Raw genomic sequence first — 26185 nt, 5'->3', positions numbered from 1 at the left:
GGTCGTCAGCTCGTCGGGGTGTCGACGCGTCCGAGCGAGACCTCGATCATCTCGTCGCGCGGCACGACCTTGATGCGCTCGCGCCCGTCGACCGCACCGAGTGCCTGCTCGTGGGTGTCGAGGTGGTGCCAGCCCTCGAGGTCGGTGTACTCGACACCGCGCTCGCGGAGCAGGGCCGGGATGGCCTCGTCGGAGGGGTCCTCCGGCGTCCACCAGCTCGCCTGGTCGTTGACGATGTGCTGGACGGTCTCCATCGCGTCGGACTTCGTGTGCCCGATGAGCCCGACCGGACCGCGCTTGATCCAGCCGGTGGCGTACACGCCGGGGATCTGCTGGTTGTCGTCGTCGAGGACCTGGCCCTCGTGGTTCGGGATGACACCGTGCCGCTCGTCGAACGGCACACCGGGGAGCGGGGAACCGAAGTACCCGACCGCGCGGTAGGCGGCCTGGATCGGGATCTCGCGGATCTCGCCGGTGCCCTCGACGCCGCCCTCGCCGTTCGGACGGGTGCGCTCGTAGCGGATGGCGGTCAGCTTGCCCTGCTCGTCGCCGACGAACTCGATCGGCTTCGCGTAGAAGTGCAGGTGGAGCCGGCGGCTGGCCTGGCCGACCTCGCGCGTGCGCCACTGCTCGAGGACACGGTTGATCACCATGACCTGCTTGTTCGTCGCGATCGCGGTCTTCGACGCCTCGTCGTGGTCGAAGTCCTCGTCGTAGACCACCATGTCGACGTCACGGACCTCGCCGAGCTCGCGGAGCTCGAGCGGCGTGAACTTCACCTGTGCCGGGCCGCGGCGGCCGAAGACGTGCACGTCCGTGACGGGCGATGCCTTGAGGCCCTCGTAGACGTTCGCGGGGATCTCGGTCGGCAGCAGGTCGTCGGCGTGCTTCGCCAGGATGCGGGAGACGTCGAGGGCGACGTTGCCGACGCCGATGACCGCGACGCTCTCCGCGTTCAGCGGCCAGGTGCGCGGGACGTCCGGGTGGCCGTCGAACCAGCTCACGAACTCGGCGGCGCCGTACGAGCCGTCGAGGTCGACACCGGGGATGTCGAGGTCGGCGTCCTTGATCGCGCCGGTCGAGAACACGACCGCGTTGTAGTGCTTCTTGAGGTCCTCGAGGGTGATGTCCTCGCCGTAGCGGACGTTGCCGAACAGCCGGACGACACCGCGGTCGAGGACGTCGCGCAGGGCGTTGATGATGCCCTTGATGCGCGGGTGGTCGGGGGCGACGCCGTACCGGACCAGACCGTAGGGCGCGGGGAGCTGCTCGAACAGGTCGATCGACACGTCGTAGCCGTGGGCCTCGCGCAGCAGGATGTCCGCGGCGTAGATGCCGGCCGGGCCGGCGCCGACGATGGCGAGTCGGAGGGTGGGCACTGATCGTCTCCAGTTCGTTCGGGTGGGGGTTCCCGGGGGGCCTCCCGACCGGGCCGCAGTGCGTGCGCCGTCGGGAGGGGTGTTCAACGGCTTCGGTCGACGACGGAGTCCGCGAAGCGGGTGAGTGCCCGTTTCACGGTGCCGTCGGGGAGCGGGGCGAGGGCGGCGACGGCTTCGCGGGCCCAGGCGACGGCGACGGCTCGGGTCGCCGCGGTGGCCTCGTGCTCGCGGAGCGCGGCGACGGCCGACTGGTACGGCGCGGAGGCGACCACGTCGTCCGGTGCACCGTTGACGTCGCGCTCGATGCGCTCGACCAGGTGCTGCGCGGACGGGTCGGTCGCGGCCATCCGGCGCAGCTGCAGGACCGGCAGGGTGTCGACGCCGGCGCGCAGGTCGTTGCCGGCGATCTTGCCGGTCTTGTCCGTCGCGGGGGCGAGGTCGATGACGTCGTCGACGAGCTGGAAGGCCACGCCGACCTTCTCGCCGAAGGTACCGACGGCGTCCAGGTAGGCGCGGTCGGCACCGGAGAACATCACGCCGGCGCGGGCGGCGGTGGCGATGAGCGAGCCGGTCTTGTCGCTGAGCACCTGGATGTAGTGCTCGAGCGGGTCGTCGTCCGGCTGCGGCCCCGTGGTCTCGTGCAGCTGCCCCATGCAGAGACGTTGGAAGGTCTCGGCCTGCATCCGGATGCCCTCGGTGCCGAGGTCGGCGGTGATCAGGCTGGCGCGGGCGAAGAGCAGGTCACCGGTCAGGATCGCCACGTTGTTGCCGTAGGTGATCTGCGCGGCGGGGACCCCGCGGCGGACGGGCGCTTCGTCCATGACGTCGTCGTGGTACAGCGACGCCAGGTGCGTGGTCTCGATGCTCACCGCGGCCTTGACCACGGCGTCGGTCACGCCGTCACCGAGCTGGGCGATGAGGAGCGTCAGGGTCGGACGGATGCGCTTGCCACCGGCGGACAGCAGGTACCGGCTGGTGGTGTCGGCCAGGGTGTCGGTGGAGCGCATGGCGTCCTCGAGCCCCTGCTCGACGAGTTCGAGCCCGTCGTCGACCGCTGAGATGAAGCGTCGGTCGGCGGGCGTGGCGAACAACCGCTCGCCGATGCCCAGCGATGCGCGCAGGCTCGGCGCGCGACGTGCGACCGGGACGCTCGGATTCAAGTGCTGCTCCGTCTTCGGGGGTGGTGACCGGTCAGTCGGCGGCCGGGTCGACGCGCGGCTGCTCGCCGGTGTTCTGGTGGTCACGGCGGGCCTTCGCACGCCGTGCCGCGGACTCGCGCACCGTGTCGGCGACGGGCTTGCGGCCACGGTGCAGTGCGACGATACCGGCCGTCAGGTTGCGGTAGGCGACCACCGAGAAGCCGACACCGCGGAGCCACTGGGTGAGCACCTGCTGGTCGGGCCACGCGTCGATCGACTCGGCGAGGTAGCGGTAGGCGGCCGGGTTGCTGCTCGAGAGCCGCGCGATGCCCGGGAGCACGCGCTTCAGGTAGGTGCCGTAGCCGAGGCGCAGCAGGGCGCGGGGCGGCGTCGAGAACTCACAGATGACGACGCGACCACCGGGCTTCAGGACACGCAGCATCTCGGCGAGCGCCTGCTTCGGGTCGTTCACGTTGCGCAGCCCGAACGAGATCGTGACGGCGTCGAACGTGTCGTCGTCGAAGGGCAGCTGCTCGGCGTCGCCCTCGACGAAGGTGATCTCCGGGTGGCGTTCGCGGCCGACGGCGATCATGCCGGCGGACAGGTCGAGCGCGGTGACCTCGGCGCCCTTCTTGGCGAAGGCCGCTGCGCTGGTCCCGGTGCCCGCGGCGATGTCGAGGACCTTCTCGCCGGGCTGCGGGTCGACCGCGCGGACCGTCGCGACACGCCACAGCGGGGCGTTGCCCGCCGACAGGATGTCGTTCGTGAGGTCGTACTTGGCCGCGACGTCGTCGAACATCGCCGCCACCTCGTCCGGGCGCTTGTTCAGGTCCGCTCTGCTCACACGGTCAATCCTAGAGGTCCCGACCGAGCGTTCACCGGACTCGCAGCCACCCGGGCGGTGCGGGATCGGCGCGTAGCATCGGAGCCGTGACCCGAACCACCACGGCGGCGCCCCCGCTGACGGTCTCGACCCGGATCCTCGACGACCCGGGCGCCGTCCTCCGCCACACGCTCCGCGACCGTCCCCTTGCCTTCGTCCGGAACGGCGACGGCATCGTCGGCATCGGTGAGGCGCTCCGGTTCACCTTCACCGGCCCGGACCGGATGCGGGACGCCGCGGCCCTCTGGCGCAGCATCGTCGAGACCGCCGTCGTCGACGACCCGGTGCAGCTGCGCGGTTCGGGGCTCGTCGCGTTCGGGTCGTTCGCCTTCGCCGACGACTCCGCCGACGAGAGCGTGCTCATCGTGCCCCGGGTGGTCCTCGGTCGGCGGCGCGGCAAGGCCTGGCTGACCGCGATCGACACCACGCTCGGCGCGGAGCCCCTGGCCTTCACCCGGACCTCGGTCCCGGTCCCCCACGTCGGGCCGCACGTCTCCGTGGCCCTGCGTCCCGGGCACATCGACGAGGACACCTACGCCGCCGACGTGACCGAGGCGGTCCGCCGCATCGTGGCCGGGGACGCCCGCAAGGTCGTGCTCGCCCGCGACCTCGTCGGCACGCTGCCGCCGGGAGCCGATCGACGGGCGGTCCTGCTCGACCTCGCGGCCGCCTACCCGCAGTGCGTGACCTTCGCGGTGGACGGACTGGTCGGCGCCACCCCCGAGACCCTCGCCCGCACCGACGGCACACGGTTGACCGCACGGGTGCTCGCCGGCAGCGCCGCCCGGGGCACCGACGAGGTGTCCGACCGGGCCGCCGCCGAGGCCCTGGCCAGCAGTGCCAAGGACGTCGAGGAGCACACCTTCGCGATCGACAGTCTGCTCGCGGCCCTCGCACCGCTCGCGACGGACCTGCGCGCCGACGCCGAACCGTTCCGGCTGCAGCTGCCGAACCTGTGGCACCTGGCGACCGACGTGCAGGCCACGCTGCCGCCCGACACCACGTCGCTGGACGTCGCCGACGCCCTGCACCCGACGGCCGCGGTCGCCGGGACCCCGACGGACGTGGCCGTGCGGCTCGTCGCCGAGCTCGAGGGCGTCGACCGCGGCCGCTACGCCGGGCCGGTCGGGTGGATGAGCGCGACGGGCGACGGCGAGTGGATGCTCGCGCTCCGCAGCGCCCGGATCGACGACGACGGCACCGTCCGGGCCTGGGCGGGGGCCGGGATCGTCGCCGGTTCGGAGCCGGCGCGCGAGGTCGCCGAGACGGCCCTGAAGTTCCGGCCCATCGCTGACGCGCTGGCCTGAGGCAGCCGCGCGGCCGCCCAGCCACGCGACCCGCGCCGCCGTGCGGTCGGCGACAGCCGCTGGGTGGTCAGTCGGCCAGCGGGACCTCGATCACGACCCGCTCGGCCGGATCGGTGAGCACCCGCTCCAGGTCACCCCACGTCGCCGCCCGGCGGTACTCCCACCCGAGGCCCGTGACGACCCGTTCGACGTCGACGTGCTGCGGGGTCGACATCATCCGCCGCATGTCGGTTTCGGGCGTGGTCTTCGCCACCTCGAGCCCGCGGAAGATCGCGCCGCCGTGGTCGTTGCCGACGACGACCTGCACCCGGTGGGTGCGTTCCTCGGTCCCGGTGACGAAGGCTCCGAGGTCGTGCAGCAGCGTCAGGTCGCCGAGGAGCACGCGTGTGGTGCCGACGGAGGCCGAGGACTGTTCGAGCGCCGCGGCGATGCCGAGTGCGGTCGAGACGGTGCCGTCGATACCCGCGAGCCCGCGGTTCGCGTGCACCCGGATCTTCTTGCCGAGCACCCGGGCGTCGGCTTCACGGATGAGCTGCGACGCCCCGAGGACCAGCCGGTCGTGCGGCCAGGTCACGCCCCAGACGGCCTCGGCGAGCATGGCCCGGTCGACGGGTCGGCGACGGAGCGCGACCTCGTCACGCAGGAACTTGTTCCGCTCGGCGCGGTCGGCGGAGCGCTTGGCGTCGAGGTCCGGGCCGGCGTCGCCGTCCCCCAGTATCCGGCGGCTGGCGCCGACCCAGCGGCCGACCCACGCACGGTGCTCCGGCCGGGTGCGGCCCGTCACGCGGACGTCGGAGACGAAGGTGGTCACGGCGTCCGGTCGGGAGGTACGGGCCGGGTCGAAGGGGTCGGCCGCCGGTCCGCGGACGACGATCGTCTCGACCCCGTCGCGCTGCAGGAGCGCGGGGACCTCTCTGCTGAGGGTCGGGTGGCCGAGCACGACGGCGCGGCGGACGGCGCCACCGTGGTCGGCGTCGCGCAGGAGTTCGCGGTAGGCCACGACCAGGTTGCGGCCGAAGCGCGCGCCGCTCGAGACCTCGGCGAGGAGCGGCGCCCCGAGTTCCCAGGCGATCCGCTCGGCGTCCTCGCCGGCATCGTGCCCGGCGATGACGACGGTGCCCGGCTCGTCGTCCGGGGTGAGTTCGGCGACCGGCAGACCCGTGTGCGCCCGGCGGGTCGCGAACGCCAGGTCGACCTCGTCCTCGGGCACGGGGCTGACGTGCTCCGGGGCGAGTCCTGCGGACAGCGGCTCACGGAACGCCACGTTGAGCTGCGCGGGACCGGGCTGTCCGGTGTGCCCGGCCGCGGCGGCGACGACCTGTCGGGCGAGGGTGCGCAGGGTGTCGCGGACCGAGGCGTCGACGCCGTTCGCCGACGGGGCCTCGACGTCGCGGACGAAGGCGACGGCCTGGCCGAACATTCCTGGCTGGACGGTGGTCTGGTTGCTGCCGATGCCGCGCAGTTCATCGGGGCGGTCGGCGCTCAGCACGATCATCGGCACGCCGGAGTGGTGTGCCTCGAGCACGGCGGGGTGCAGGTTCGCCACCGCGGTGCCCGACGTCGTCACCACCGCTGCGGGTCGGTGCGTCTCGACCGCGAGCCCGAGTGCGAAGAACCCGGCGGTCCGTTCGTCCAACCGCACGTGCACGGTCAACCCGCCGGCGCGCTCGAGGGCGACCGCCGCGAGGGCGAGTGCCTGGGAACGCGAACCGGGGCTCACCACGACGTCGGTGACGCCGGCACGCACGAGTTCCTGCAGGAGGGCGAGCGCGGTGTCCGTCGCCGGGCTGCCCGAACCGGCGGGGCCGTCAGCGATCGGTGCGGCCGTCGTCGTCGCGCTCGTGGAACTGGTCTTCGAGGTCTCGGAGGGTCGCGTCGTCCTGGTCCTTGTCCGTGAGGGTGGTGCCCGGCTCCGGCGTGGTGCCGAGGAAGTCCGGGTCGTCTTCGGGTCCACGGTACCGGGCAGACGCACCGGGGTCGGCCGCCGGGGTGCGACCGAGCAGGAACCAGAGGACGCCGCCTAGGACGGGCAGGATGATCACGAGCAGCAGCCACACGCCGCGACGCAGGGAACGGACGCGCTGACGGGGCATCGTGCCGCAGTCGATGGCCGCGTACACCGTGAAGGCGACGGCGGCCACGGCGACGATCAACCACAAGCGGACCATGTGGTGAAGTCTAGGTCGCGACCCTGTGATGCCCCTGCCGGTCGGCGCTCCGTAGACTCACCGTGTGAAAGCGTGGCTCCTGTACACCCTGGCTCGGCTCGGCATCTTCGTGGTGGCGCTCGTGCTCCTCCTGCTCCTGACGCCGATGCCGTGGTACTGGGCGACGATCGTGGCCGCCCTGGTGGGCCTGCTCATCTCGTACATCGCCCTGTCCGGACTGCGCACGCAGGTGGCCCTGAGCCTGGCGAACCGCCGCGGCACCCCGGAGCGCGACGCGGACTCGGACTTCGAGGACGACTTCGTCGACGCCGCCGACTCCGACGCCGCGGCCACCCCCACCGTCCGTCCGGTGTCCGACGCCGACCGGCACGAGGCGCGCCGGGACACCGACGCCGACTGATCAGACGGAGCCGGGGCGGGGCCGTCCGGTCGAGCAGCCGGAACGGCTACGGCTGGACGGCCAGGGTGATCCCGAGCACCACGCCGAAGGCGAGCGAGGCGAACGACGACAGCTGCAGGGCCGTGATGAGCTCGCGGGGCTTCCGTGACGACACACCGATCGCCAGTGCCGGCAGCGCCAGCAGCAGCGAGAAGTACGTGAAGCCGGTGCGGAAGTACAGCAGCACGAACCAGAGCAGCACGACGTACGGCAGCATCAGGAACAGGCCGTACAGGACGCGGGCCACCGGACGGCCGACGACCACGGCGAGCGTGCGTTTGCCCGCCAGCTGGTCCTCGTCGATGTCGCGGATGTTGTTCACCATCAGGACCGCACAGGCGAAGAACCCGGCGGCCACCGCGGCTGCCCAGCCGCTGACCGTGACCTCGCGGATCTGCACGAACTGGGTGCCGAGCACGGCGACCAGCCCGAAGAAGACGAAGACGAAGACCTCGCCCAGGGCGTTGTACCCGTACGGCTTCTTGCCGCCCGTGTAGAACCAGGCGGCGACGATGGCGGCGGCCCCCACGAGCAGCAGCCACCACAGCTGGGTGAGCAGCACGATGACCAGGCCGGCGACCGCGGCCAGGCCGAAGAACGTCAGGGCGACGGTGAGCACGGTCCGGGGCTTGGCCAGACCGGCTCCGGTGAGTCGTGCCGGGCCGACGCGGTACTCGTCGGTGCCGCGGACCCCGTCGGAGTAGTCGTTGCTGTAGTTCACACCGATCTGCAGGAACAGCGCCACGGCCAGGGCGAGCAGCGCGACGGCGAGGTGGCCGTCCTTCGCCAGGTAGTCGCCGAAGTCGCCGGGCTCCCCGCTGTCGACGAACGCGACGGCGGTGCCGAGCACGACCGGGACGACACCGAGGGTCAGGGTGCGCAGGCGTGCGCCGCCGATCCAGTCGCGCGCGGTCGCCTTCCGCTTGGTGCGGGCGGGGGCAGCGGCCTTCGCCGGGTTGCCGGACCGGCCCTGCTTCTGCGTCGAGTTCTTCGTTCGTGCCACGAGCACCGATCATATTGCCGATGCGCCGCCCGGCCGCTCGCGGTCCCTACGGGCGGCCCGGCTCCACGAGCGCCTGCACGGCCCGACGGTCGGGTTTGCCCGACGACAGCATCGGGATGCGGTCCAGCACGACGACGTCCGCCGGCCGGGCGGCTCGGCCCAGGGTGGCTCCGACGTGCGCACGCACGGCATCGAGGTCGAGCGGCTGCTCGGTGACGACGACCGGGACCTCGCCCCACTCCCCCGCCGAGCGCCGGGCGACGACAGCGGTCTCCTGCCCGGGCAGCCCGCGGACGAGCCGTTCGACCGCACCGAGCTGGACCTTCTCGCCGCCGGAGATCACCACGTCGTCGAGGCGTCCGAGCACGCGGACCACGCCGTCGGACAGGGACGCCGTGTCCCCGGTCCGGTACCAGCGCAGCCCGTCCCGCTCGACGAAGGCCGACGCCGTGCGGGCGTCGTCGTCCAGGTACCCCTCGGCGAGCATCGGCCCCGCCAGGTGCAGCTCGCCGTCGACCAGCGCGGTGCGAACCGTCCCGAACGGGACGCCGTCGTACACGCATCCGCCGCTCGTCTCGCTCGCACCGTACGTCGTCACGACCCGGACCCCGGCGTCGAGCGCACGCTGCCGGAGCGGCGCCGGGGTGGCCTGCCCGCCGACCAGGACCGCGTCGAACCGGGCGAGCGCACGGGTGGCGTCCGGGTCGTCGAGGACCCGGGCGAGCTGCACCGGCACCAGCGAGGTGTAGCGACGCGGCGCGGCCGGACCGGTGACGAGCCGTTCTGCGGCCTCGGTGAACGCGGCGGCCGCGAAGTGCCCGGGTGGCACGACGACGGGTTCGGTGCCCGCGGTGATCGAGCGGGTCAGGACGTTGATGCCGGCGATGTAGTGCGTCGGCAGCGCGAGCACCCAGCGCCCGGGCCCACCGAGTGCCGCGTCCGCCGCGGCAGCACCGGCGAGGAGCGCCTCGGACGAGAGCGCCACGCGCTTGCCGGTGCCGGTGGACCCGCTCGTCTCGACCACCAGGGCGACCGCCTGCCGGACCTCGGCCGGAGGTGGCGTCGGCAGCGCCGGTGCCCCCTCGGCGACGGGGAGCAGTGCGGGGCCGCCGGCGAGTGCTGCCTCCAGGCCGCGCAGCACGGCCGTCGGGTCCGACGTACCGGTCGCGACCAGCGGACGGGGCATCAGTAGTGCCAGGGGAACGCGGTCCACTCGGGAGCGCGCTTCTCGAGGAACGAGTCGCGGCCCTCGACGGCCTCGTCGGTGCCGTAGGCGAGCCGCGTCGCCTCGCCTGCGAACACCTGCTGGCCGACCATGCCGTCGTCGACGGCGTTGAACGCGTACTTGAGCATCCGGATCGCCGTCGGGGACTTGCCGAGCACGATCTCGCCCCAGCGGATCGCCTCGCGCTCCAGGTCGGCGTGCGGCACCACGGCGTTCACCGCACCCATCTCGTACGCGCGCTGGGCGGAGTACTCCTGGGCGAGGAAGAAGACCTCGCGGGCGAACTTCTGCCCGATCTGCTTGGCGTAGTAGGCGCTGCCGTATCCACCGTCGAACGAGCCGACGTCGGCATCGGTCTGCTTGAACTTCCCGTGCTCGGCGCTCGCGATGGTGAGGTCGCAGATCGCGTGCAGGGAGTGCCCACCGCCAGCAGCCCAGCCGGGGACGACCGCGATGACGACCTTGGGCATCATCCGGATCAGGCGCTGGACCTCGAGGATGTGCAGCCGCCCCATCGACGCCTGTGCGGCCGCGGGGTCGACGCCCTCGGGCGGGGCGCCCTCGTCACCGACGTACTGGTAGCCGCTCCGCCCCCGGATGCGCTGGTCGCCGCCGGAGCAGAACGCCCACCCGCCGTCCTTCGGGCTCGGGCCGTTGCCGGTGAGCAGCACGACGCCGACACGGGGGTCCTGCCGCGCGTCGTCGAGGGCGCGGTAGAGCTCGTCGACCGTGCGCGGGCGGAAGGCGTTCCGGACCTCGGGACGGTCGAAGGCGACCCGGACGATGCCCTCGGAGACGTGCTTGTGGTACGTGATGTCGGTGAACTGCTCCGCGATCGGAGCGGTGGTCCAGACGTCGGGGTCGAACAGGTCGGAGACGGGAGCAGCCATGCTCCCAACGTACCGCCGGGCGTCCGGCGGGTCAGGCGCCCATGTCGGTCAGGATCTCCGGCGCGACGAACACCATGATCACGATGAGGATCACGGGGTTCGCGAAGAACGCCAGGACGACCCCGACGGCGCCGTACCAGCGTCCGAACGAGCCGACGGCGGCGACGAACCCGAGCACGGCGGCGATGAGCGTCAGGAACACGACGACGAAGCAGATCCCGAAGGCGAAGTTCGTGTCACCGCCCATGAACACGGCGAAGGCGCTGGCGTCCACCGCTGCGGACACCACGGCCAGGCCGAGGGCGATCTTGCCGACGACCGGGTTGCGGCGCTTCGTGCCGCCCGCCTGCCGGACGTCGACGGTGTTGCGCTGCATGAGGCGGGCGAAGTCGTCGGAGTCGCGCCCGGGAGCCGCCGCGGATCGAGCGCCCGCTGCCGGGCGGGTCGCCGCCGAGGGTCGGGCTGCAGCTGCCGGACGAGCCGATGCCGGGCGTGCTGCTCCGGCGCTCGACGGGTCGGACGGGCGCTGCGATGCACGCTGCTGTGCTGCGCGCTGCCGCGGATCCACCGCCACCGAGCCTCCCTCGTTCCGGGTCGTTCCCCTCGCCGACCGAGGCCGACCGATGCATGCTAGTGCCCTGCCCTGGCGGTCCCCTCCGAGGAACCGGCGGGCCCCCTGGGTGCGGTGGGAGGATGGCGGACGTGCTCCCCGACCTCGCCGACCTCCTCGCCGACGCCCACGTGGTGGCCCTGCCCATGCGGGTGCGGTTCCGCGGCATCACCACGCGCGAGGCGCTCGTGCTGCGCGGTCCCGCCGGCTGGACCGAGTTCTCGCCGTTCGTCGAGTACGACGACGCCGAGGCCGCCGCCTGGCTGCGCGCCACCGTCGACTTCGGGTGGACGGACCACGAACCCGCCGCCGACTCCGTGCCGGTCAACGCCACCGTCCCCGCGATCGCCGCCGCCGACGTCGCCGATCTGCTCGCCCGGTACCCCGGCTGCACGACGGCCAAGGTCAAGGTCGCCGAACCCGGCACGACCGTCGACGACGACGTCGCCCGGGTCGCCGCCGTCCGCCGGGTGATGGGGCCCGAGGCCGCGGTCCGGGTCGATGCGAACGGGCTGTGGAGCGTCGAGCAGGCCGCCGTGGCACTCGAGCGGCTCGCACCGTTCGACCTGCAGTACGCCGAGCAGCCCTGCGCGACGGTGCCCGAGCTCGCGGAGCTCCGGTCGCGGATCGCCGGCCTCGGCGTCCGGGTCGCCGCGGACGAGAGCGTCCGGAAGGCGAGCGACCCCCTCGCCGTCGCCCGGGCCGGTGCCGCCGACGTCCTGGTCGTGAAGGCCCAGCCGCTCGGCGGGATCACCGCGGCCCGTGCCGTCATCGCCGACGCCGGGTTGCCGTGCGTCGTCTCCAGTGCGCTCGACACCTCGGTCGGGCTCGGCATGGGAGCGTTCCTGGCCGCTTCGGCGATGACGCCCGGGTACGCCGCCGGGCTCGGGACGGCCGCGATGTTCGCCGGGGACGTCACGACCGATCCGCTGCTGCCGGTCGGCGGTCGGGTGCCGGTGCGCCGCGTCGACGTCGCTGCGGAGCTGGTGGAGCGGTACGCCGCGTCGCCGGAGCGCACGGCGTGGTGGCGTACGCGGGCGGCCCGAGTGCACGCCGTGCTCGCAGCCGCCGGGTAGCGCGCCCGCCGCTCGGTCGGGTCCGTCGAGGGTGCACGACACGCCACTCGCGTTCGCCGAGGTCTCCCGTTCCGTCGCTCGGACGGCCCCGGAACGACGGTTCGTGCGACCACGCCGCTCCGCACACGGCATGTCGTGACCGCTGGCGGGGTCCGCCGGACCGGTCGCGGCTCTCGACGCACCCCGGACGACGGACGGGAGGCACGGTGCCAGATGGCACCGTGCCTCCCGTCCGGTCGTGGTCGCGACCAGGGCCGCGTCAGCGACCCGTGCGGCTCACAGACCCGAGTAGCTGTGCAGGCCCTTGAAGAAGACGTTCACGACCGAGAAGTTGAACATCACCGCGGCGAAGCCGATGAGGGCCAGCCAGGACGACCGCGCACCGCGCCAGCCGCGGGTCGCACGGGCGTGGATGTAGCCCGCGTAGACGACCCAGATGATGAAGGTCCAGACCTCTTTCGTGTCCCAGCCCCAGTAGCGGCCCCAGGCGCGCTCGGCCCAGATCGCGCCGGCGATGAGGGTGAACGTCCAGAGGACGAAGCCGACCAGCAGGACGCGGTAGGTCAGGACCTCGAGCCGGTCGGCGTCGGGCAGCGTCGCCATGAAGCGGAGCTTGCCGGACGCCGTGCGGCCCTGACGGTACGTCTGCACGAGCTGCGCCACCGCCAGCCCCGCGCCGAGCGCGAAGAACCCGGTGCCGGCGATCGCCACGAACACGTGGATGACCAGCCAGTACGACTGCAGGGCCGGCTGCAGCGGGACGACGGGGACCCAGTAGTTCACGGTCGCGATGCCGAGCAGGATGATCGTCAGGCCGGTGATGAAGACACCGAGGAACTTCAGGTTCTGCCAGAACTGCACGAGCAGGAAGATCAGGGTGATCAGCGCCGTGCCGGTCAGCGAGAACTCGAACATGTTGCCCCACGGCACACGGTCGGCCGCGATGCCGCGGAGGACGACCGAGGCGACGTGCAGGACGAGCGCGAGGATCGTCATCGCCATGCCGACGCGCTCGAACTTCGTGCCGCGGCCGGCCGAACCGCCCGACGGCGGTGCGGCGACCTGCTCGAGCACGACGGTGCCGCCGCGGACGGTCGCGACCGTCTTCGCGCCGGGTGCTACCGCCGCGCTGGCCGCGTCGGCCGAGCTGTCGTCGGCACCCGCGTTCTTCGCGGCGGCCGTGACGTCGCCGGAGCGTTTGGCCATGTCGAGGGCGAACGAGATGAACGCGACCACGTACACCGCCATCGCGGAGTACGTGAGCACGACCGAGTAGGTCGCGAGGTTCGTGGTCATGTCGTTCACTGGGGCATCCTAACTCCGAGGTCCGACGTGTGGCGCTGTGCGATGTCCGCGACGGCCCGTTCGAGGTTCGGGTCCTCGCCGCGTGCGAGTCCGGCGTACTCGAGGTCGTACTCGCCGCCCGCGGTGTCCTTGCGCGGGACGACCTTCACCCAGACGCGGCGGCGCGGGACGAACAGCGAGGTGAGCAGGCCGAGGGTGGAGAGCAGGGCGAACCCGCCCACCCAGAGCTGCGAGGGGTCGTGGTGGACGTCGAGGGAGACGTACCGCTTGACGCCGTCGAACGTGATCGAGCCGGCGCCTTCGGGGAGCTTCTTCGTCTGGCCGGGCTTCAGCGCGATGCTCGCGGTGTCCGACTGCCGACCGGCGATCTGGTCGAGCCCCTTGGTGCTGAGCGTGTACACGCTCTGCGGGACTCCGCTGTCGAGCCCGAGGTCACCCGTGTAGACCTGCAGCGTCAGCAGCGGGTTCTGGGTGTCCGGGTAGGCGCTCGAGTACGCGCCGCTCGCGAGTTTCGAAGCCGTGGGGTAGAAGAACCCGACCATGCCGAGCTGGTCCGGCTTCGCGTCCGGCACCTTGATTACGCCGGTGGAGGTGTAGTTCGCGTCCTCCGGCAGGAACGGCACGACGTCCTTGAAGGCCACGTTGCCGTCGCCGTCGCGCACCGTGACCTGCATCGCGTAGCCGTTGCCGAGCAGGTACACGTTGGTACCGCCGACGTGGAGTGGGTCGTTCACGCCGAGGCGGCTCGTCTTCGGCTCGCCGCCCTTCTCGGTGCTCGTGACCGTGGCCGAGTAGTCGAGCGCCTGCCCGAGGGCGTCGAGGTTGCGCTCCTCGTACTTCGTCACGAACTTGTCGAGTCGGAGGTTGTAGCCCTTGAGGTCGGTCTGCTGGAACCAGCGCCCGGGGTTGAACGAGTCGTACGAGCCGAGCACGTTGGAGAACGTCTGGCCCTCCACCAGCAGGCGCTGTCCGGTGAAGCCGAAGCCGCCACCGACGCCGACCGCCAGGAGCACCCCGACGAGGGCGGCGTGGAACACCAGGTTGCCGGTCTCGCGCAGGTAGCCGCGCTCCGCGCTGACCGAGTCGCCGAACCGCTCGACGCGGTACCCGGACCGCTTCAGGATCGCCATCGCGCGCGTCACCGCGTGCTCGGCGGACGGGAGGCCCGTGGTCGCGTCGATCCCGGTCGTCCCGTCGATCATCGCGTCCGGCTGCACCGCCACGGTGCGGAAGCCCGCCAGTCGCGTCAGGCGCGCGGGGGTCTTCGGCGGACGGGTCCGCAGTGCCTGCCAGTGGTGCTTCGTGCGGGGCACGATGCAGCCGATGAGCGAGATGAAGAGCAGCAGGTAGATCGCGGAGAACCACACCGAGGTGTAGGTGTCGAAGACCTGCAGCTTGTCGAGCACCGGGTAGAGCTGCGGGTGGTCCGCCTTGTACTGCACGACGCCGTTCGGGTCGGCGGTGCGCTGCGGGACGAGGGAGCCCGGGATGGCCGCGAGGGCGAGCAGCATGAGCAGGAACAGCGCCGTGCGCATGCTCGTCAGCTGCCGCCAGAAGAAGCGGAGGTACCCGACGAAGCCGAGCTTCGGCTGGTTGATGCCACCGTCGGTGGGGCCGGAGCCGTCGACGTGGTCGGACGGTCGCTGCGGGTCGGAGGCGCTGTCGGCTCCGTCGCCTGCGCCCGTCGGGATGTGCTCGTTCAGGTCAGACCGCGGGGACAAAGCTCTGGATCACCGCCCCGACGCTCGACATGACGGCCGACCAGATACCGGTGACCATGAGCAGACCGATGACGATCAGGATCGCTCCTCCGATGATGTTGACGGTGCGCATGTGACGCTTCACCGCCGCGATGGCCCCCGTGGCCCAGCCGGCGCCGAGGGCGACGAGGACGAACGGGATGCCGAGCCCGAGGCAGTACGCCACCCCGAGCCACATGCCCTGCCAGGCGCTGCCCGACTGGACGCTGAGCAGGTTGATGGCCGCCAGGGTCGGGCCGAGGCACGGGGTCCAGCCGAGGCCGAACACGATGCCGAGCAGGGGGGCGCCGAGGAGCCCGGTGGCAGGGGTCCAGCCGGGCTTGATGGTGCGCTGCAGGAAGGTGAACCGACCGACGAACACCAGGCCCATCGCGATCACGACGACCCCGAGGATCTGCGTGATGAGGTCGCGCCACCGCACGAGCCAGAAGCCGAGCGCGCCGAACACCGTCGTGTACGCCACGAACACCGCGGTGAACCCGGCGATGAACAGCAGCACGCCGAGCACCACACGACCCCGACGCTGCCCGCCCTCGGCGACACCGCCGACGTACCCGAGGTACCCCGGCACGAGCGGCAGCACGCACGGGGACAGGAACGACACGAGCCCGGCGAGCGCCGCCACGGGCAGCGCCACGGCCATCTGGCCGCTCAGGATCGCGTCGGCGAAGGGGTTGGAGGTCACGGGTCAGGAAGCCTTGCCGGCGTCGAGCTCGTCACTGACCAGGGTCTGCAGGATGCTCGTGCCGTCGATCGCGCCGAGGACCCGGGCGGCCACGCGGCCCTTGGTGTCGAGGACGATCGTGGCAGGCACCGCGTTCGGTGCGATCTGCCCGGACATCGCCAGCTGCATCGTGCCCGTGCGCTGGTCGAGGACCGTCGGGTACTGCACGTCGAAGGTGCGCTCGAAGGCGGCCGCGGTCGCTGCTTCGTCGCGGACGTTGACGCCGATGAACGCGACGTCGTCGGCGTCGGCGTACTCGTCGTGCACCTTGTTGAGGTACTTCGCCTCGGCACGGCAGGGCGGGCAGCTGGCGTACCAGAAGTTCAGGACGACCACCTTGCCGCGGAGGTCCTTCGACGAGACGGTGTCGCCGTTCGAGTCCTCGGCCCGGAAGGTGACCGGATCGGTGCGGTCCTTCGCGGAGACCTCGGTCACGGCGCCGTCACCGGAGATGTAGTTCTGGGTCGTGCCGTTGCCGTACTGCTTCGCGATGCCGCCACTGTCCGACGAGCACCCGGACAGGACGAGGACTGCGGCCACGGTCGTCGCTGCGAGGACCGCGAACCGCTTGCTGATGACGCGCGCACGCTTCGTGCTGTTCACACTGCTCCTTCGTCGACCGCGTTCGCGCGCAGTTCCTGCGCGGGGTCCGCGTACCCGACCTCGGTGAACCGACCGGTCGACGTGGCGGGCACACGTTCGACGGTGGTGATGCTCGACAGGTCGCAGCGGCGCTTGCGCGGGTCGTGCCACAGGGGCTCCCCCGCGAGCTTCCGGTGGACCATCCAGATCGGCAGCTGGTGGCTGACCAGGACGACGTCGCCCTCGTCCACGCTCTCCCATGCCGTGGTCATCGCCGCGAGCATGCGGTTGGCGATCGACTCGTAGGCCTCGCCCCAGCTGGGACGCAGCGGGTTCGCGATCCACGGCCACTCCGACGGGCGGCCGAGCGAGCGCTTCGTGAACCCGGGGGGCTGCCCCTCGTAGCGGTTCGTCGGTTCGATCAGGCGCTCGTCGAGCGTCACGTCGAGCCCGTAGGCAGCCGACCAGGGTGCGGCGGACTCCTGGGTGCGCTGCAGCGGGGACGCCACGATCCGACGCACGTCGACGCCAGCGTCCTTCCAAGCGGTCGCGGAGGCCTGCGCCATCCGCGTGCCGAGGTCACTCAGCCCGAAGCCCGGGAGCCGGCCGTAGAGGACGCGGCCCGGGTTGTGCACCTCTCCGTGCCGGACGAGGTGGAGACGGGTCGCGGGCATGGGTTCCAGTGTAGGTCGCCCGCGGTTCCCACCGCCCCCTCAGGTGATTCACCGGATGCGGAAGCACTCAGCCGCCGAGCTCACCGGAGAGCCGCCCGTGCAGCGCGATCGACCCCGTGTCGAGGTTCACCACCTCGACGGTCGACCCGTGCTTCGCGAACCGCTGTTCGACCCCGTCGAGCGCCGCGACCGTGGACGCGTCGAACACGTGGGCGTCGGCCAGGTCGATGATCACGTGCTCCGGGTCCTCGGCGTAGGAGAACCGTGTGACGAGGTCGTTCGACGAGGCGAAGAACAGCGCACCGCGGACCCGGTACCGCACGGTGCGGTCGTCGACCGGCTCGCGCACCACGGTCACCACGTGCGCTACCCGTCGGGCGAAGACCAGGGCCGCCACGACCACACCGACGAGCACGCCGGTCGCGAGGTTCTCGGTCACGACGACCACCACGACCGTGACGAGCATGACCGCGGTCTCGCCGAGCGGCATCCGTCGGAGGGTGCGCGGTCGGATGCTGTGCCAGTCGAAGGTCGCGACGCAGACCATGAGCATGACCGCCGTCAGTGCCGCCATCGGGATCTGGGCCACGAGGTCGTGGAGCACGATCGTCAAGACGAGCACCGAGACGCCGGCCGCGAAGGTCGAGACGCGCGTCCGGGCACCCGCGGTCTTCACGTTGATCACCGTCTGGCCGATCATCGCGCAGCCGCCGGTGCCACCGAAGAAGGCGGACGCGATGTTCGCGACGCCCTGGCCCCACGACTCGCGCCACTTGCTCGAGCCCGTCTCGGTGATGGAGTCGACGAGCTGCGCGGTGAGCAGGGTCTCGATCAGCCCGACGATCGCGACACCGAACGCGTACGGGGCGATGATCTGCAGCGTCTCGAAGGTGAACGGCGTCGTGATGCCGCCGAAGCCCGGGAGCGCCGTCGGTAGTTCGCCCTCGTCGCCCACCGTCGGCACGGCGACGCTGAACACCATCGTGATGCCGGTGACCACGACGACCGCGATGAGCGGTGCGGGGATCGCCTTCGTCAGGAACGGGAAGCCGACGATGATCGCGATGCCGAGTGCCGTCAGTGGCCAGACGATGAACGGCACGTCGTCGCCGAGCAGGTTCGGCAGCTGGGCGGTGAAGATGAGGATGGCCAGGGCGTTCACGAACGCGACGTTGACGCTGCGCGGGATGAAGCGCATCAGCCGTGCAACCCCGAGGAACCCGAGCACGAGCTGGAACACGCCGCCCAGGACGATAGCGGGCACCAGGTACTCGATCCCGTGCTCCCGCACGAGCGGGGCGATGACGAGCGCCACCGAGCCGGCTGCGGCGGAGATCATCGCGGGGCGACCACCGACGATCGAGATCACGATCGCGATGACGACGCTCGAGAACAGGCCGACCGCGGGATCGACCCCGGCGACGACGGAGAACGAGATCGCCTCGGGGATGAGGGCCAGCGCGGTGACGATGCCGGCCAGCACCTCTCGGGTGAGCATGCGGGGCGAGCGGAGGGCGGCGAGGACGCTCGGGGCCGTCGGCGCGTGTGTGATCACGGACATCGATCGGAACTCTACCCTCACGTGAGGGTAGAGTCGTACGCCGTGAGCACCAGCGACGTCCCCGACACGATGCACATCGGCGAGCTCGCCGACCGCGCCGGCATGTCCCTGCGCACGATCCGGCACTACGACGAGGTCGGGCTGCTCGTGCCGAGCGGCCGCACCACCGGCGGGTTCCGGGTCTACACGGCGCAGGACCTCGAACGGTTGCTCGTGATCCGTCGGATGAAGCCGCTCGGGTTCACGCTCGACGAGATGGCCGAGCTGCTCCGCGTGGTCGACGCCCTCGCGACGAAGGGCCCCGAGGACGAACCGGCGCTGGCCGCCCGCCTCGACGCGTACCTCGAGGACGCCCGTGCCCGGCACGCCAAGCTCGTCGAGCGGGCCGGCATGGCCGAGGAGTTCATCGGCACGCTCGGGTCACTCCGCGCGTCGCTCCCCTGATGTCGCGGTGTCCTCGGCGAGCACCCTGGCGCGCATGCGCTGCCGCTCGAGTTCGAGCTTGAGCTCCCCTTCTTCCACGTGGAGCTGCCAGTCGATCGCCCCACGTTGTGCCCACTCCCACATGCTCTCGCCAGGCGCAGGACCGATGTACGGCCGCTCCGCGGGAACCGTGTCTTCCTTCCGCACCAGCTCTCGCCAGGCGCGGCGCAGACGAGTCGTCATCACTGTCTCCTCTTCTCGATGAACAGTTCCGCCAACACCCTTGCAGCGGGTTCTTCTCCGGCAGGCACTTTCTGCATGTCGTACATCGCTTGCGCCAGGTTCCGGCCGATCTCGCGACGCCCGACCTCGGCCGCGGTGATCAGGTCGAACACCACGGTCAACCGCGCCCAGTAGCGGTCCCGTTGCTCCCGCGCGACGTCCCGCCGCCACCGGATGACCGCCCACAGCCCACCGACGACCGCCACGAGCAGCGTGAACGCCGCCGTGCAGAGCGCAGCCACAACCACCGCGACCGCCGCAGGCGGCCAGGTCGCGAGCTCCCCCGTCTCCGTCCCCACCCGGTCCCCCTCTCGTCCCGCGACCCGGCCACGTCGAGAACGCTACGGAGTCCACGCAGGCCGCCACGGGCCTCCCGGCCATCGGTGGAGAACGCCGGACGCAGGCGGCCCTGTGGAGGGAAGAACCCCGCCGCCCACGCCCCCGGACGCAGGCGGTTAGACTCGACCACCGTGATCGAACGCACCCGCATCGCCGACCTGGCAGCCCTCCCCGACGGTCCCGTCTCCGTGGCCGGATGGGTCGAGACCGTCCGAGACCAGAAGAAGGTGCAGTTCGTCGTGCTGCGCGACGAGACCGGCGCCGTCCAGCTCGTGAACCCGGCGACGCGCGAGGCCGAGGACGGCGACGACGCCGCACAGTCGGCCCTCGCGACCACCAACGAGATCTCCGGCCTGGCGCACGGCACCTTCGTGCACGTCACCGGCACACTGAAGCACGACGAGCGCGTGAAGCTCGGCGGGCTCGAGGTCAAGATCGGTGCGCTGCAGGTGGTGAGCGCCGCGATCCCGGAGACCCCGATCGCCGACGACTCGTCGCTCGACAAGCGCCTCGACTGGCGCTTCCTCGACCTGCGCAACCGCAAGCAGAACCTGATCTTCCGCATCCAGACGACGCTGGAGCACGCGTTCCGCACGTACTGGGTCGACCGCGACTACATCGAGATCCACACCCCGAAGCTCATGGCGTCGGCGTCCGAGTCGCGCGCCGAGCTGTTCCAGCTCGAGTACTTCGAGACGACCGCCTACCTGGCCCAGTCGCCGCAGAACTTCAAGCAGATGGCGCAGCCGGCCGGCTTCGGTGCCGTGTTCGAGATCGCCGACGCCTTCCGCGCCGACCCGTCCTTCACGAGCCGCCACGCCACCGAGTTCACCAGCGTCGACGCCGAATTCTCGTGGATCGAGTCCCACGAGGACGTCATGGCGATGCACGAAGAGGTCCTGGTCGCCGGCATCACTGCCGTCAAGGAGAAGTACGGCAAGGACATCGCGGAGGTCTTCGGCTTCGAGCTGCAGGTCCCCGCGACGCCGTTCCCCCGCGTGACCCTGGCCGAGGCGCGCAAGATCGTCGCCGACAGCGGCTACGACGTCGTCCGCGCCGACGGTGACCTGGACCCCGAGGGCGAGCGCCGCGTCGCCGCCTGGGCGAAGGAGCACCACGGCTCCGAGTTCGTGTTCGTCACGGAGTACGACGCCTCGATCCGGCCGTACTACCACATGCGGAAGCCCGGCGACCCGTCGGTCACCAACAGCTACGACCTCATCTTCAACGGCGCCGAGATCTCCACGGGTGCCCAGCGTGAGCACCGCGTCGACGTGCTCGAGGCGCAGGCCGTCGAGAAGGGCCTCGACCCGGAGGAGCTCGGCTGGTACCTCGACTTCTTCCGCTACGGCGTCCCGCCGCACGGTGGCTTCGGCATGGGCCTCGCACGCGTGCTGATGCTGATGCTCGGTGAGCCGTCGATCCGCGAGGTCACGTACCTGTTCCGTGGCCCGACGCGCCTGACCCCGTAGGACCCGTGCGCGGCGAGGCCGCGCGCACATGGTGTGCAGAAAAGGTCGCCTCCCGATGCGGGAGGCGACCTTTTCTGCTCACGAAGCGCGACGTGCAGCGCCGGGGGCGGGACTGGAGGCCCGGCTCAGCTCTGCCAGTCGATGGCGGCCCGCGCCGTGACCAGTTCGCGGATCTCCGCTGCCGCGGCCTGGTGCTCCGGGTGCACCTGGTACGCGTCGAGCCCGGCGAGGTCGTCGAAGGTGGCGACCACCGCGACGTCGTGGTTCTTGTCCGGGTAGGCCACGTTCTCGACGACCTCGAGCGAGCGGATCGACTCGACGGTGCCGACCAGACCGGTCAGGAGTTCGCGGATGCGGGCGATCGACGCGGTGCGGTCGAGGTCGGTCCGCAGGGACCAGGAGACGACGTGGGAGATCATGCGCGGGCCTCGGCCTTCTCGAGCGCACGTGCGAGCCGGTCGGCGTCGACGTGCCAGTTGCTGTGGACGCGCCCGTCGATCAGCACGACGGGGATGTCCTCCGCGTACTCCTGGCGGAGGGCGTCGTCGTCGAGGATCGAGCGTTCCTGCAGGGTGACCCCCGGGTGGTCGGCGACGACGCGTTCGACGACGGGTCGGGCGTCGTCGCAGAGGTGGCATCCGGGCTTCGTCAGGAACGTCACTGCGGGCATGGTCCCAGCGTAGTCCGGGAACGCGAAAGCCCCGGCGAACCGGGGCTTCTCGTGCAGGTCCTCCGACCTGCGCAGACCTGTGCGGGTCTACTTCTTGTTGCGGCGCTGGTGACGCGTCTTGCGAAGGAGCTTGCGGTGCTTCTTCTTCGCCATGCGCTTACGACGCTTCTTGATGACAGAACCCATGTGGACCTCGCTCGGACTGATGCTGATGTACGGACACCGGGCCGAAGAGACCGCGGAAAATCAACCTGCCCGAGTCTACCGGCTGCCCGCTGTGATGTCGAACGCGCGCTCAGCCGACGTCCGCCACGCCACCGCGCAGCACGTCGGCGACGGCCGACTCGGGGACGCGGAAGGAGCGGCCGAAGCGGATGGCGGGGAGCTCTCCGGCGTGCACCATCCGGTACACGGTCATCTTCGAGACGCGCATCATCTCGGCGACCTCAGCGACGGTGAGGAAGCGCACGTCGTCGAAACTGCCGGTCATGGTCCGCCTTCGGGGCTCGCACGCGCGCTGCGCACGGGAGTGGTGTGACCTGTGTGGTCAGTGGCAACTGTAGAGGCGCGTGCGACCCGGTGTCCAGGATCAGTCCGAGCCACGAGCGCACCGGCCGCGCCCCGTGCTCGGAAAGCCGTGCGGCAGAGCTCAGTCCTCGTCGCCCCGGCGGGTGAAGCGCTTGCGGCTGCGGTCGACGACGCGCTCCCATCCCTGCTGCGCGCCGGAGATCGCCGCGGTGGCCCGGTGCGACGCCTCGGCCATGACGCGGCCGAGCTCGGTGCCCACCTCCACCGTCGCCTTGCCGGCCGTGCCGTTCCGGCGGATCGACACCGGCTGGCCGTCCGGCGTCCACGCTGTGGTGGCCGGGGTGCCGTCGGCGTCGACCGCGCCCGTGAACGGCAGGACCCAGTCCTCCAGGTGCACGAGCGGCTCCGGGTCGAGTCGGTAGTAGCGGTGCTGCCCCTCTTCGCGACTGGTGACGAGACCGATGTCGCGCAGGACGCGCAGGTGCTTCGACACCGTGGGCTGGCTGACCCCGAGGCGTTCGACGAGCTGACCGACGCTGAGCTCCCCGCCGGTGACGTCCGAACCGTAGGCGGACAACAGCGTGCCGAGCAGCTCGCGCCGGGTCGGGTCCGCCACGACGGAGAAGATGTCGGCCATGGGGCAAGGCTAGCCGGGGCACCACGGATGTACCATGACGAACCGTCCCGGCCCATGTCCTCGGAGGCATACGCATGCTCGACCGAACCGAGCCGATCCCGCACCACGTGAGTGTCGGCCGACGGCGAGCGAGCCGGATCGCGACGGTGCTGCGCTCGTCGCCGTCCCGACTGGCGATCGTGGTGTTCATCGCGCTGATCTTCCTGTTCACGGTGCTCTTCATGACGCCGTGGGCCACCGCGGACCGCAGCAGCACCCACTTCGCGGACGCCCTGTTCACCGCGGCGTCGGTGGTCTGCGTCACCGGGCTGTCCACGGTCGACATGGCGACGCACTGGTCGGTGTTCGGCAAGGTCCTGGTGGTCATCGGCACCCAGATCGGCGCCGTCGGTGTCCTGACCTTCGCGTCGATCCTCGGCCTGTTCGTCACCCGCAAGCTCGGCCTGCGCGCCAAGCTCATGGCGGCCGGCGACTCGAACCCGCTCCGCACCCACCACGGCGCCGTGCCCGAGGGACAGGCCGTCCGGCTCGGCGAGGTCGGCACCCTGCTCGCGACCGTGGCGGTGAGCACGCTGTCGATCGAGATCGTCCTCGGCCTGCTGCTCCTGCCGTCGGTGCTCATCGCCGGCATCCCGTTCTGGACCGCGGTCGGTGACTCCTTCTACTACGCGGCGATGGCCTTCACGAACACCGGGTTCTCACCGAACGCCGACGGCCTCGACCCGTTCGCCCACGACTACTGGTTCCTGACGCTGCTGATGATCGGCGTCGTGGCAGGGTCCATCGGGTTCCCGGTGATCCGTGCCCTGACGAAGCAGCTGCGCACCCCGCGGCGCTGGCCGATCCACGTCAAGCTCACCCTGGCGACGAGCGCGATCCTGCTCCTCGGCGGCGCGGTCGTCTACACCGCACTCGAGGCGTCGAACCCGACGACCTTCGGCGAAGAAGGAGCCGGGCGCACCGCGTTCCAGGCGCTCTTCCTGTCGACGATGACCCGCTCGGGCGGCTTCTCGCTCGTCGACTTCGACCAGCTCAACGGCTCGAGCCTGCTCGTCACGGACATGCTCATGTTCATCGGTGGCGGATCCGCCTCGACGGCCGGTGGCATCAAGGTGACGACCCTCGCGGTGCTGTTCCTGGCCGCGGTCGCCGAGGCACGCGGTCGCCAGAGCATGGAGGCCTTCGGTCGCCGGATCCCGAGCGACGTCCTGCGGGTCGCGGTGGCCATCGTGCTCTGGGGGGCGACGATCGTGGCCGTCGCGACCGTGGTGCTCCTGCAGATCACCGACGACTCGCTCGACCGGGTGCTGTTCGAGGTGATCTCGGCGTTCTCGACCAGTGGCCTGTCATCCGGCGTGTCCGCGGACCTGCCGGAACCGGGCAAGTACGTGCTCGCCGCCACCATGTTCCTCGGCCGTGTCGGTACAGTGACCATCGCCGCTGCCCTGGCCGCCAGCCAGAGCCGGCAACTGTTCCGCCGTCCCGAGGAGAGGCCGATCGTTGGCTGACCGCACCCGTTCGTCGCACCAGCACGGTGCCATCAGTCACGACGCCCCCGTCCTGGTCATCGGACTCGGGCGTTTCGGGGCCGCCACCGCCGGCCAGCTCGAACGCCAGGACCGCGAGGTGCTCGTCGTCGACACCGACGCCGGACTGGTGCAGAAGTGGTCCGACCGGGTCACCCACGCGGTGCAGGCGGACGCGACCGACATCGACGCGCTCCGGCAGATCGGCGCACAGGACTTCGCCATCGCCGTCGTCGGCACCGGCAGCGACCTGGAGTCGAGCGTGCTCATCACGGCGAACCTGGTCGACCTCGGCGTCCCCCAGATCTGGGCGAAGGCGATCAGCCGTTCGCACGGCACGATCCTGTCCCGCATCGGCGCGAACCACGTCGTCTACCCCGAGCGCGAGGCCGGCGAGCGGACGGCACACCTGGTCTCCGGCCGGATGCTCGACTTCATCGAGTTCGACGACGACTTCGCCGTGGTCAAGATGTTCCCGCCGCGCGCGGTCCGCGGCAAGGACCTCGCCACCACCGTGATCCGCACCCGCTTCGGCCTGACCGTGCTCGGCATCAAGCCGCCCGGCAGCCCGTTCGTGCCGGCGACGCCGGACAGCGTGATCGGCGAGGACGACGTCATCATCGTCTCGGGTTCCGAGACCGACCTGGAGCGCTTCGCCGCGTACGAGTAACGACCAGCGGACGGACGGGAGGCCCGTGGCGGCGTCGCCACGGGCCTCCCGTCCGCACTGCGGTTGCGTCTACGACGCGGCGATCTCCTCGGCACGCGCGATCGCGGCCCGCGACGCGCGCAGCAGCGTGTCCGCCAGGTCGGCGTCCTGCAGCACCGCGACGGCACGCTCCGTCGTGCCCTTCGGGCTCGTCACCGCACGGCGCAGGTCGGCGGGCTCACGGCCGGACCGCTCGAGCAGCTCGACCGCGCCGCGGACGGTGCCCTGCACCATCGTCGCCGCCTGCTCGTGGGTGAAGCCGAGCTCCTCGGCGGCACGCTGCCACTGCTCGACCAGCAGGAAGACGTAGGCGGGACCGGAACCGGACACGGCGGACAGCGCGTCGAGCTGCGACTCCGGTACCTCGATGACCGCACCCGAGGCGGTGAACACCGACGACGCCAGCGCGACGGCCTCGGCGTCGGCCGAGGTGCCCGCGCTGATGCCGGTGACGCCGTGGCCGACGCCGATCGGGGTGTTCGGCAGGGCACGGACGACCCGGACGCCGGCGGGCACCCGTGCCTCCATGCTCGCGGTGGTGGTGCCGACGGCGACGCTGACCAGGACGGCGCCGGGCTCCAGGTCGGCGGCGACCTCGTCGAGCAGGTCCGCGATCATGTACGGCTTCACGCCGACCACGACGAGGGCCGCGCCACGGACGGCCGACCGGTTGGCGTCGGGGTCGGTGTCGCTCGCGGTGGCGTCGAGGCCGCGCTCCCGGTGGGCAGCAGCGGACGCCTCGGACTTCGTGGTGAGGGTCACGGTGGCCGGGTCGAGTCCCGCGGCGAGCAGGCCGTCGAGGACCGCGCCGGACATGGAGCCGACGCCGAGCAGGGCGGTGCGGGGCAGGTCGATCGTCATGCTCCCGACCCTA

At 71.3% G+C, this 26185-nt stretch carries 30 protein-coding genes; 7 read left to right on the top strand and 23 right to left on the bottom strand.

Annotation, left to right across the window (positions count from 1 at the left end; all coding sequences use genetic code 11):
* Nucleotides 1-5: 5 nt before the first annotated feature.
* The 3 genes from QRN49_RS08920 to QRN49_RS08910 form a co-directional block, all read right to left on the bottom strand.
* On the bottom strand, nucleotides 6-1379 hold the full coding sequence (locus QRN49_RS08920) for an FAD-dependent oxidoreductase (protein WP_110863405.1): 1374 nt from the start codon (nucleotides 1377-1379) through the stop codon (nucleotides 6-8).
* 83 nt (nucleotides 1380-1462) lie between these two features.
* Complete coding sequence (locus QRN49_RS08915; protein WP_194653446.1) at nucleotides 1463-2539, bottom strand: polyprenyl synthetase family protein; 1077 nt, start codon at nucleotides 2537-2539, stop codon at nucleotides 1463-1465.
* 31 nt (nucleotides 2540-2570) lie between these two features.
* Nucleotides 2571-3362 carry a demethylmenaquinone methyltransferase gene (locus tag QRN49_RS08910; RefSeq protein WP_111029382.1) on the bottom strand — a complete coding sequence of 264 codons (792 nt, stop codon included), beginning with the start codon at nucleotides 3360-3362 and terminating at the stop codon, nucleotides 2571-2573.
* 86 nt (nucleotides 3363-3448) lie between these two features.
* On the opposite strand from QRN49_RS08910, the gene QRN49_RS08905 reads away from it, so the two are divergent.
* A complete protein-coding gene (locus tag QRN49_RS08905; protein WP_284755184.1) occupies nucleotides 3449-4708 on the top strand; it encodes an isochorismate synthase in 1260 nt (419 codons plus the stop codon).
* A 67-nt stretch (nucleotides 4709-4775) separates the two neighbouring features.
* Here the strand turns inward: QRN49_RS08905 and menD are convergent, their stop codons facing one another.
* Together menD and QRN49_RS08895 are read right to left on the bottom strand one after the other, a co-directional pair.
* Nucleotides 4776-6467, bottom strand: coding sequence for a 2-succinyl-5-enolpyruvyl-6-hydroxy-3-cyclohexene-1-carboxylic-acid synthase (gene menD / locus QRN49_RS08900; protein ID WP_350309130.1), 1692 nt, complete (start codon nucleotides 6465-6467; stop codon nucleotides 4776-4778).
* 49 nt (nucleotides 6468-6516) lie between these two features.
* Entirely contained in the window at nucleotides 6517-6876 is a 360-nt protein-coding gene (locus QRN49_RS08895; RefSeq protein WP_071406307.1) for a PLDc N-terminal domain-containing protein, read from the bottom strand.
* Nucleotides 6877-6940: 64 nt separating this feature from the next.
* Between QRN49_RS08895 and QRN49_RS08890 the strand changes: the two genes are divergently transcribed.
* A complete protein-coding gene (locus QRN49_RS08890) occupies nucleotides 6941-7276 on the top strand; it encodes a DUF4229 domain-containing protein (protein WP_111032003.1) in 336 nt (111 codons plus the stop codon).
* Between the two features lie 46 nt (nucleotides 7277-7322).
* Here QRN49_RS08890 and QRN49_RS08885 read toward each other — a convergent pair whose 3' ends face one another.
* The 4 genes from QRN49_RS08885 to QRN49_RS08870 are packed head-to-tail and all read right to left on the bottom strand — an operon-like array spanning nucleotide 7323 to nucleotide 11007.
* Nucleotides 7323-8324 (bottom strand): 1,4-dihydroxy-2-naphthoate polyprenyltransferase, encoded by a 1002-nt coding sequence (locus QRN49_RS08885; RefSeq protein ID WP_071406305.1) that lies wholly within the window; start codon nucleotides 8322-8324, stop codon nucleotides 7323-7325.
* Nucleotides 8325-8364: 40 nt separating this feature from the next.
* Nucleotides 8365-9504 carry an AMP-binding protein gene (locus tag QRN49_RS08880; protein ID WP_284755180.1) on the bottom strand — a complete coding sequence of 380 codons (1140 nt, stop codon included), beginning with the start codon at nucleotides 9502-9504 and terminating at the stop codon, nucleotides 8365-8367.
* Entirely contained in the window at nucleotides 9504-10433 is a 930-nt protein-coding gene (locus QRN49_RS08875; RefSeq protein ID WP_209082257.1) for a 1,4-dihydroxy-2-naphthoyl-CoA synthase, read from the bottom strand. Before QRN49_RS08875 ends, QRN49_RS08880 begins: the two co-directional genes overlap by 1 nt.
* A gap of 31 nt (nucleotides 10434-10464) precedes the next feature.
* Complete coding sequence (locus QRN49_RS08870; protein ID WP_209082256.1) at nucleotides 10465-11007, bottom strand: hypothetical protein; 543 nt, start codon at nucleotides 11005-11007, stop codon at nucleotides 10465-10467.
* A gap of 119 nt (nucleotides 11008-11126) precedes the next feature.
* Between QRN49_RS08870 and QRN49_RS08865 the strand changes: the two genes are divergently transcribed.
* A complete protein-coding gene (locus QRN49_RS08865) occupies nucleotides 11127-12119 on the top strand; it encodes an o-succinylbenzoate synthase (RefSeq protein WP_284755176.1) in 993 nt (330 codons plus the stop codon).
* Nucleotides 12120-12395: 276 nt separating this feature from the next.
* On the opposite strand, the gene ccsB is transcribed toward QRN49_RS08865, so the two are convergent.
* The 6 genes from ccsB to QRN49_RS08835 form a co-directional block, all read right to left on the bottom strand.
* A complete protein-coding gene (ccsB, locus tag QRN49_RS08860; RefSeq protein WP_284755259.1) occupies nucleotides 12396-13415 on the bottom strand; it encodes a c-type cytochrome biogenesis protein CcsB in 1020 nt (339 codons plus the stop codon).
* A 5-nt stretch (nucleotides 13416-13420) separates the two neighbouring features.
* On the bottom strand, nucleotides 13421-15145 hold the full coding sequence (gene resB, locus QRN49_RS08855; RefSeq protein ID WP_228513215.1) for a cytochrome c biogenesis protein ResB: 1725 nt from the start codon (nucleotides 15143-15145) through the stop codon (nucleotides 13421-13423).
* Nucleotides 15129-15827, bottom strand: a complete 699-nt coding sequence (locus QRN49_RS08850; protein WP_111092751.1) for a cytochrome c biogenesis CcdA family protein — start codon at nucleotides 15825-15827, stop codon at nucleotides 15129-15131. The genes resB and QRN49_RS08850 overlap by 17 nt, the downstream gene beginning before the upstream one ends.
* 45 nt (nucleotides 15828-15872) lie before the next feature.
* On the bottom strand, nucleotides 15873-16511 hold the full coding sequence (locus tag QRN49_RS08845; RefSeq protein WP_258370551.1) for a TlpA family protein disulfide reductase: 639 nt from the start codon (nucleotides 16509-16511) through the stop codon (nucleotides 15873-15875).
* Nucleotides 16508-17164: a histidine phosphatase family protein gene (locus tag QRN49_RS08840; protein ID WP_259571286.1), complete on the bottom strand. Its 657-nt coding sequence runs from the start codon at nucleotides 17162-17164 to the stop codon at nucleotides 16508-16510. Before QRN49_RS08840 ends, QRN49_RS08845 begins: the two co-directional genes overlap by 4 nt.
* 67 nt (nucleotides 17165-17231) lie before the next feature.
* The gene (locus QRN49_RS08835; RefSeq protein WP_111029374.1) at nucleotides 17232-18725 is read right to left on the bottom strand and encodes a SulP family inorganic anion transporter; all 1494 of its coding nucleotides are present in this window, start codon (nucleotides 18723-18725) and stop codon (nucleotides 17232-17234) included.
* A 69-nt stretch (nucleotides 18726-18794) separates the two neighbouring features.
* Here QRN49_RS08835 and QRN49_RS08830 point away from each other — a divergent pair, with 69 nt between their 5' ends.
* Nucleotides 18795-19169, top strand: coding sequence for a MerR family transcriptional regulator (locus tag QRN49_RS08830; protein ID WP_209049931.1), 375 nt, complete (start codon nucleotides 18795-18797; stop codon nucleotides 19167-19169).
* On the opposite strand, the gene QRN49_RS08825 is transcribed toward QRN49_RS08830, so the two are convergent.
* Together QRN49_RS08825 and QRN49_RS08820 are read right to left on the bottom strand one after the other, a co-directional pair.
* Nucleotides 19146-19391, bottom strand: a complete 246-nt coding sequence (locus QRN49_RS08825) for a hypothetical protein (RefSeq protein ID WP_163342668.1) — start codon at nucleotides 19389-19391, stop codon at nucleotides 19146-19148. The genes QRN49_RS08830 and QRN49_RS08825 overlap by 24 nt on opposite strands.
* Entirely contained in the window at nucleotides 19391-19729 is a 339-nt protein-coding gene (locus QRN49_RS08820) for a hypothetical protein (protein WP_209082252.1), read from the bottom strand. Before QRN49_RS08820 ends, QRN49_RS08825 begins: the two co-directional genes overlap by 1 nt.
* A gap of 171 nt (nucleotides 19730-19900) precedes the next feature.
* Here QRN49_RS08820 and aspS point away from each other — a divergent pair, with 171 nt between their 5' ends.
* Complete coding sequence (aspS, locus tag QRN49_RS08815) at nucleotides 19901-21241, top strand: aspartate--tRNA(Asn) ligase (RefSeq protein ID WP_111090278.1); 1341 nt, start codon at nucleotides 19901-19903, stop codon at nucleotides 21239-21241.
* Between the two features lie 125 nt (nucleotides 21242-21366).
* Here aspS and QRN49_RS08810 read toward each other — a convergent pair whose 3' ends face one another.
* From QRN49_RS08810 to QRN49_RS08790, 5 genes are all read right to left on the bottom strand, one after another.
* Nucleotides 21367-21660 (bottom strand): Dabb family protein, encoded by a 294-nt coding sequence (locus QRN49_RS08810; RefSeq protein ID WP_071406294.1) that lies wholly within the window; start codon nucleotides 21658-21660, stop codon nucleotides 21367-21369.
* The gene (locus tag QRN49_RS08805; protein WP_071247435.1) at nucleotides 21657-21911 is read right to left on the bottom strand and encodes a glutaredoxin family protein; all 255 of its coding nucleotides are present in this window, start codon (nucleotides 21909-21911) and stop codon (nucleotides 21657-21659) included. Before QRN49_RS08805 ends, QRN49_RS08810 begins: the two co-directional genes overlap by 4 nt.
* Before the next feature lie 87 nt (nucleotides 21912-21998).
* Nucleotides 21999-22097 carry a 30S ribosomal protein bS22 gene (locus QRN49_RS08800; protein WP_003792170.1) on the bottom strand — a complete coding sequence of 33 codons (99 nt, stop codon included), beginning with the start codon at nucleotides 22095-22097 and terminating at the stop codon, nucleotides 21999-22001.
* A gap of 109 nt (nucleotides 22098-22206) precedes the next feature.
* Nucleotides 22207-22401 (bottom strand): helix-turn-helix domain-containing protein, encoded by a 195-nt coding sequence (locus QRN49_RS08795; RefSeq protein WP_017888579.1) that lies wholly within the window; start codon nucleotides 22399-22401, stop codon nucleotides 22207-22209.
* A 159-nt stretch (nucleotides 22402-22560) separates the two neighbouring features.
* Nucleotides 22561-23076 (bottom strand): ArsR/SmtB family transcription factor, encoded by a 516-nt coding sequence (locus QRN49_RS08790; protein WP_209082250.1) that lies wholly within the window; start codon nucleotides 23074-23076, stop codon nucleotides 22561-22563.
* Between the two features lie 74 nt (nucleotides 23077-23150).
* On the opposite strand from QRN49_RS08790, the gene QRN49_RS08785 reads away from it, so the two are divergent.
* Both QRN49_RS08785 and QRN49_RS08780 read left to right on the top strand, forming a co-directional pair.
* On the top strand, nucleotides 23151-24584 hold the full coding sequence (locus QRN49_RS08785) for a TrkH family potassium uptake protein (protein ID WP_071406293.1): 1434 nt from the start codon (nucleotides 23151-23153) through the stop codon (nucleotides 24582-24584).
* Nucleotides 24577-25272 (top strand): potassium channel family protein, encoded by a 696-nt coding sequence (locus QRN49_RS08780; protein ID WP_217499818.1) that lies wholly within the window; start codon nucleotides 24577-24579, stop codon nucleotides 25270-25272. The genes QRN49_RS08785 and QRN49_RS08780 overlap by 8 nt, the downstream gene beginning before the upstream one ends.
* 69 nt (nucleotides 25273-25341) lie before the next feature.
* Here QRN49_RS08780 and proC read toward each other — a convergent pair whose 3' ends face one another.
* On the bottom strand, nucleotides 25342-26172 hold the full coding sequence (gene proC, locus QRN49_RS08775; RefSeq protein WP_284755174.1) for a pyrroline-5-carboxylate reductase: 831 nt from the start codon (nucleotides 26170-26172) through the stop codon (nucleotides 25342-25344).
* Between the last annotated feature and the right edge of the window lie 13 nt (nucleotides 26173-26185).

Source organism: Curtobacterium sp. ME-Dv--P-122a (assembly GCF_030209645.1).
GTDB lineage: Bacteria > Actinomycetota > Actinomycetes > Actinomycetales > Microbacteriaceae > Curtobacterium > Curtobacterium flaccumfaciens.
This window is presented reverse-complemented; position numbering and strand designations above follow the sequence as displayed.

What these genes read in the sequence shown, in the direction of transcription:
- QRN49_RS08895 (WP_071406307.1), bottom strand. Translation starts at nt 6,876, where the DNA reads ATGGTCCGCTTGTGGTTGATCGTCGCCGTGGCCGCCGTCGCCTTCACG.
- QRN49_RS08880 (WP_284755180.1), bottom strand. Translation starts at nt 9,504, where the DNA reads ATGCCCCGTCCGCTGGTCGCGACCGGTACGTCGGACCCGACGGCCGTG.
- QRN49_RS08875 (WP_209082257.1), bottom strand. Translation starts at nt 10,433, where the DNA reads ATGGCTGCTCCCGTCTCCGACCTGTTCGACCCCGACGTCTGGACCACC.
- QRN49_RS08865 (WP_284755176.1), top strand. Translation starts at nt 11,127, where the DNA reads ATGGCGGACGTGCTCCCCGACCTCGCCGACCTCCTCGCCGACGCCCAC.
- ccsB (WP_284755259.1), bottom strand. Translation starts at nt 13,415, where the DNA reads ATGACCACGAACCTCGCGACCTACTCGGTCGTGCTCACGTACTCCGCG.
- QRN49_RS08850 (WP_111092751.1), bottom strand. Translation starts at nt 15,827, where the DNA reads ATGGCCGTGGCGCTGCCCGTGGCGGCGCTCGCCGGGCTCGTGTCGTTC.
- QRN49_RS08840 (WP_259571286.1), bottom strand. Translation starts at nt 17,164, where the DNA reads ATGCCCGCGACCCGTCTCCACCTCGTCCGGCACGGAGAGGTGCACAAC.
- QRN49_RS08835 (WP_111029374.1), bottom strand. Translation starts at nt 18,725, where the DNA reads ATGTCCGTGATCACACACGCGCCGACGGCCCCGAGCGTCCTCGCCGCC.
- QRN49_RS08830 (WP_209049931.1), top strand. Translation starts at nt 18,795, where the DNA reads ATGCACATCGGCGAGCTCGCCGACCGCGCCGGCATGTCCCTGCGCACG.
- QRN49_RS08825 (WP_163342668.1), bottom strand. Translation starts at nt 19,391, where the DNA reads ATGACGACTCGTCTGCGCCGCGCCTGGCGAGAGCTGGTGCGGAAGGAA.
- QRN49_RS08810 (WP_071406294.1), bottom strand. Translation starts at nt 21,660, where the DNA reads ATGATCTCCCACGTCGTCTCCTGGTCCCTGCGGACCGACCTCGACCGC.
- QRN49_RS08805 (WP_071247435.1), bottom strand. Translation starts at nt 21,911, where the DNA reads ATGCCCGCAGTGACGTTCCTGACGAAGCCCGGATGCCACCTCTGCGAC.
- QRN49_RS08800 (WP_003792170.1), bottom strand. Translation starts at nt 22,097, where the DNA reads ATGGGTTCTGTCATCAAGAAGCGTCGTAAGCGCATGGCGAAGAAGAAG.
- QRN49_RS08795 (WP_017888579.1), bottom strand. Translation starts at nt 22,401, where the DNA reads ATGACCGGCAGTTTCGACGACGTGCGCTTCCTCACCGTCGCTGAGGTC.
- QRN49_RS08790 (WP_209082250.1), bottom strand. Translation starts at nt 23,076, where the DNA reads ATGGCCGACATCTTCTCCGTCGTGGCGGACCCGACCCGGCGCGAGCTG.
- QRN49_RS08785 (WP_071406293.1), top strand. Translation starts at nt 23,151, where the DNA reads ATGCTCGACCGAACCGAGCCGATCCCGCACCACGTGAGTGTCGGCCGA.
- proC (WP_284755174.1), bottom strand. Translation starts at nt 26,172, where the DNA reads ATGACGATCGACCTGCCCCGCACCGCCCTGCTCGGCGTCGGCTCCATG.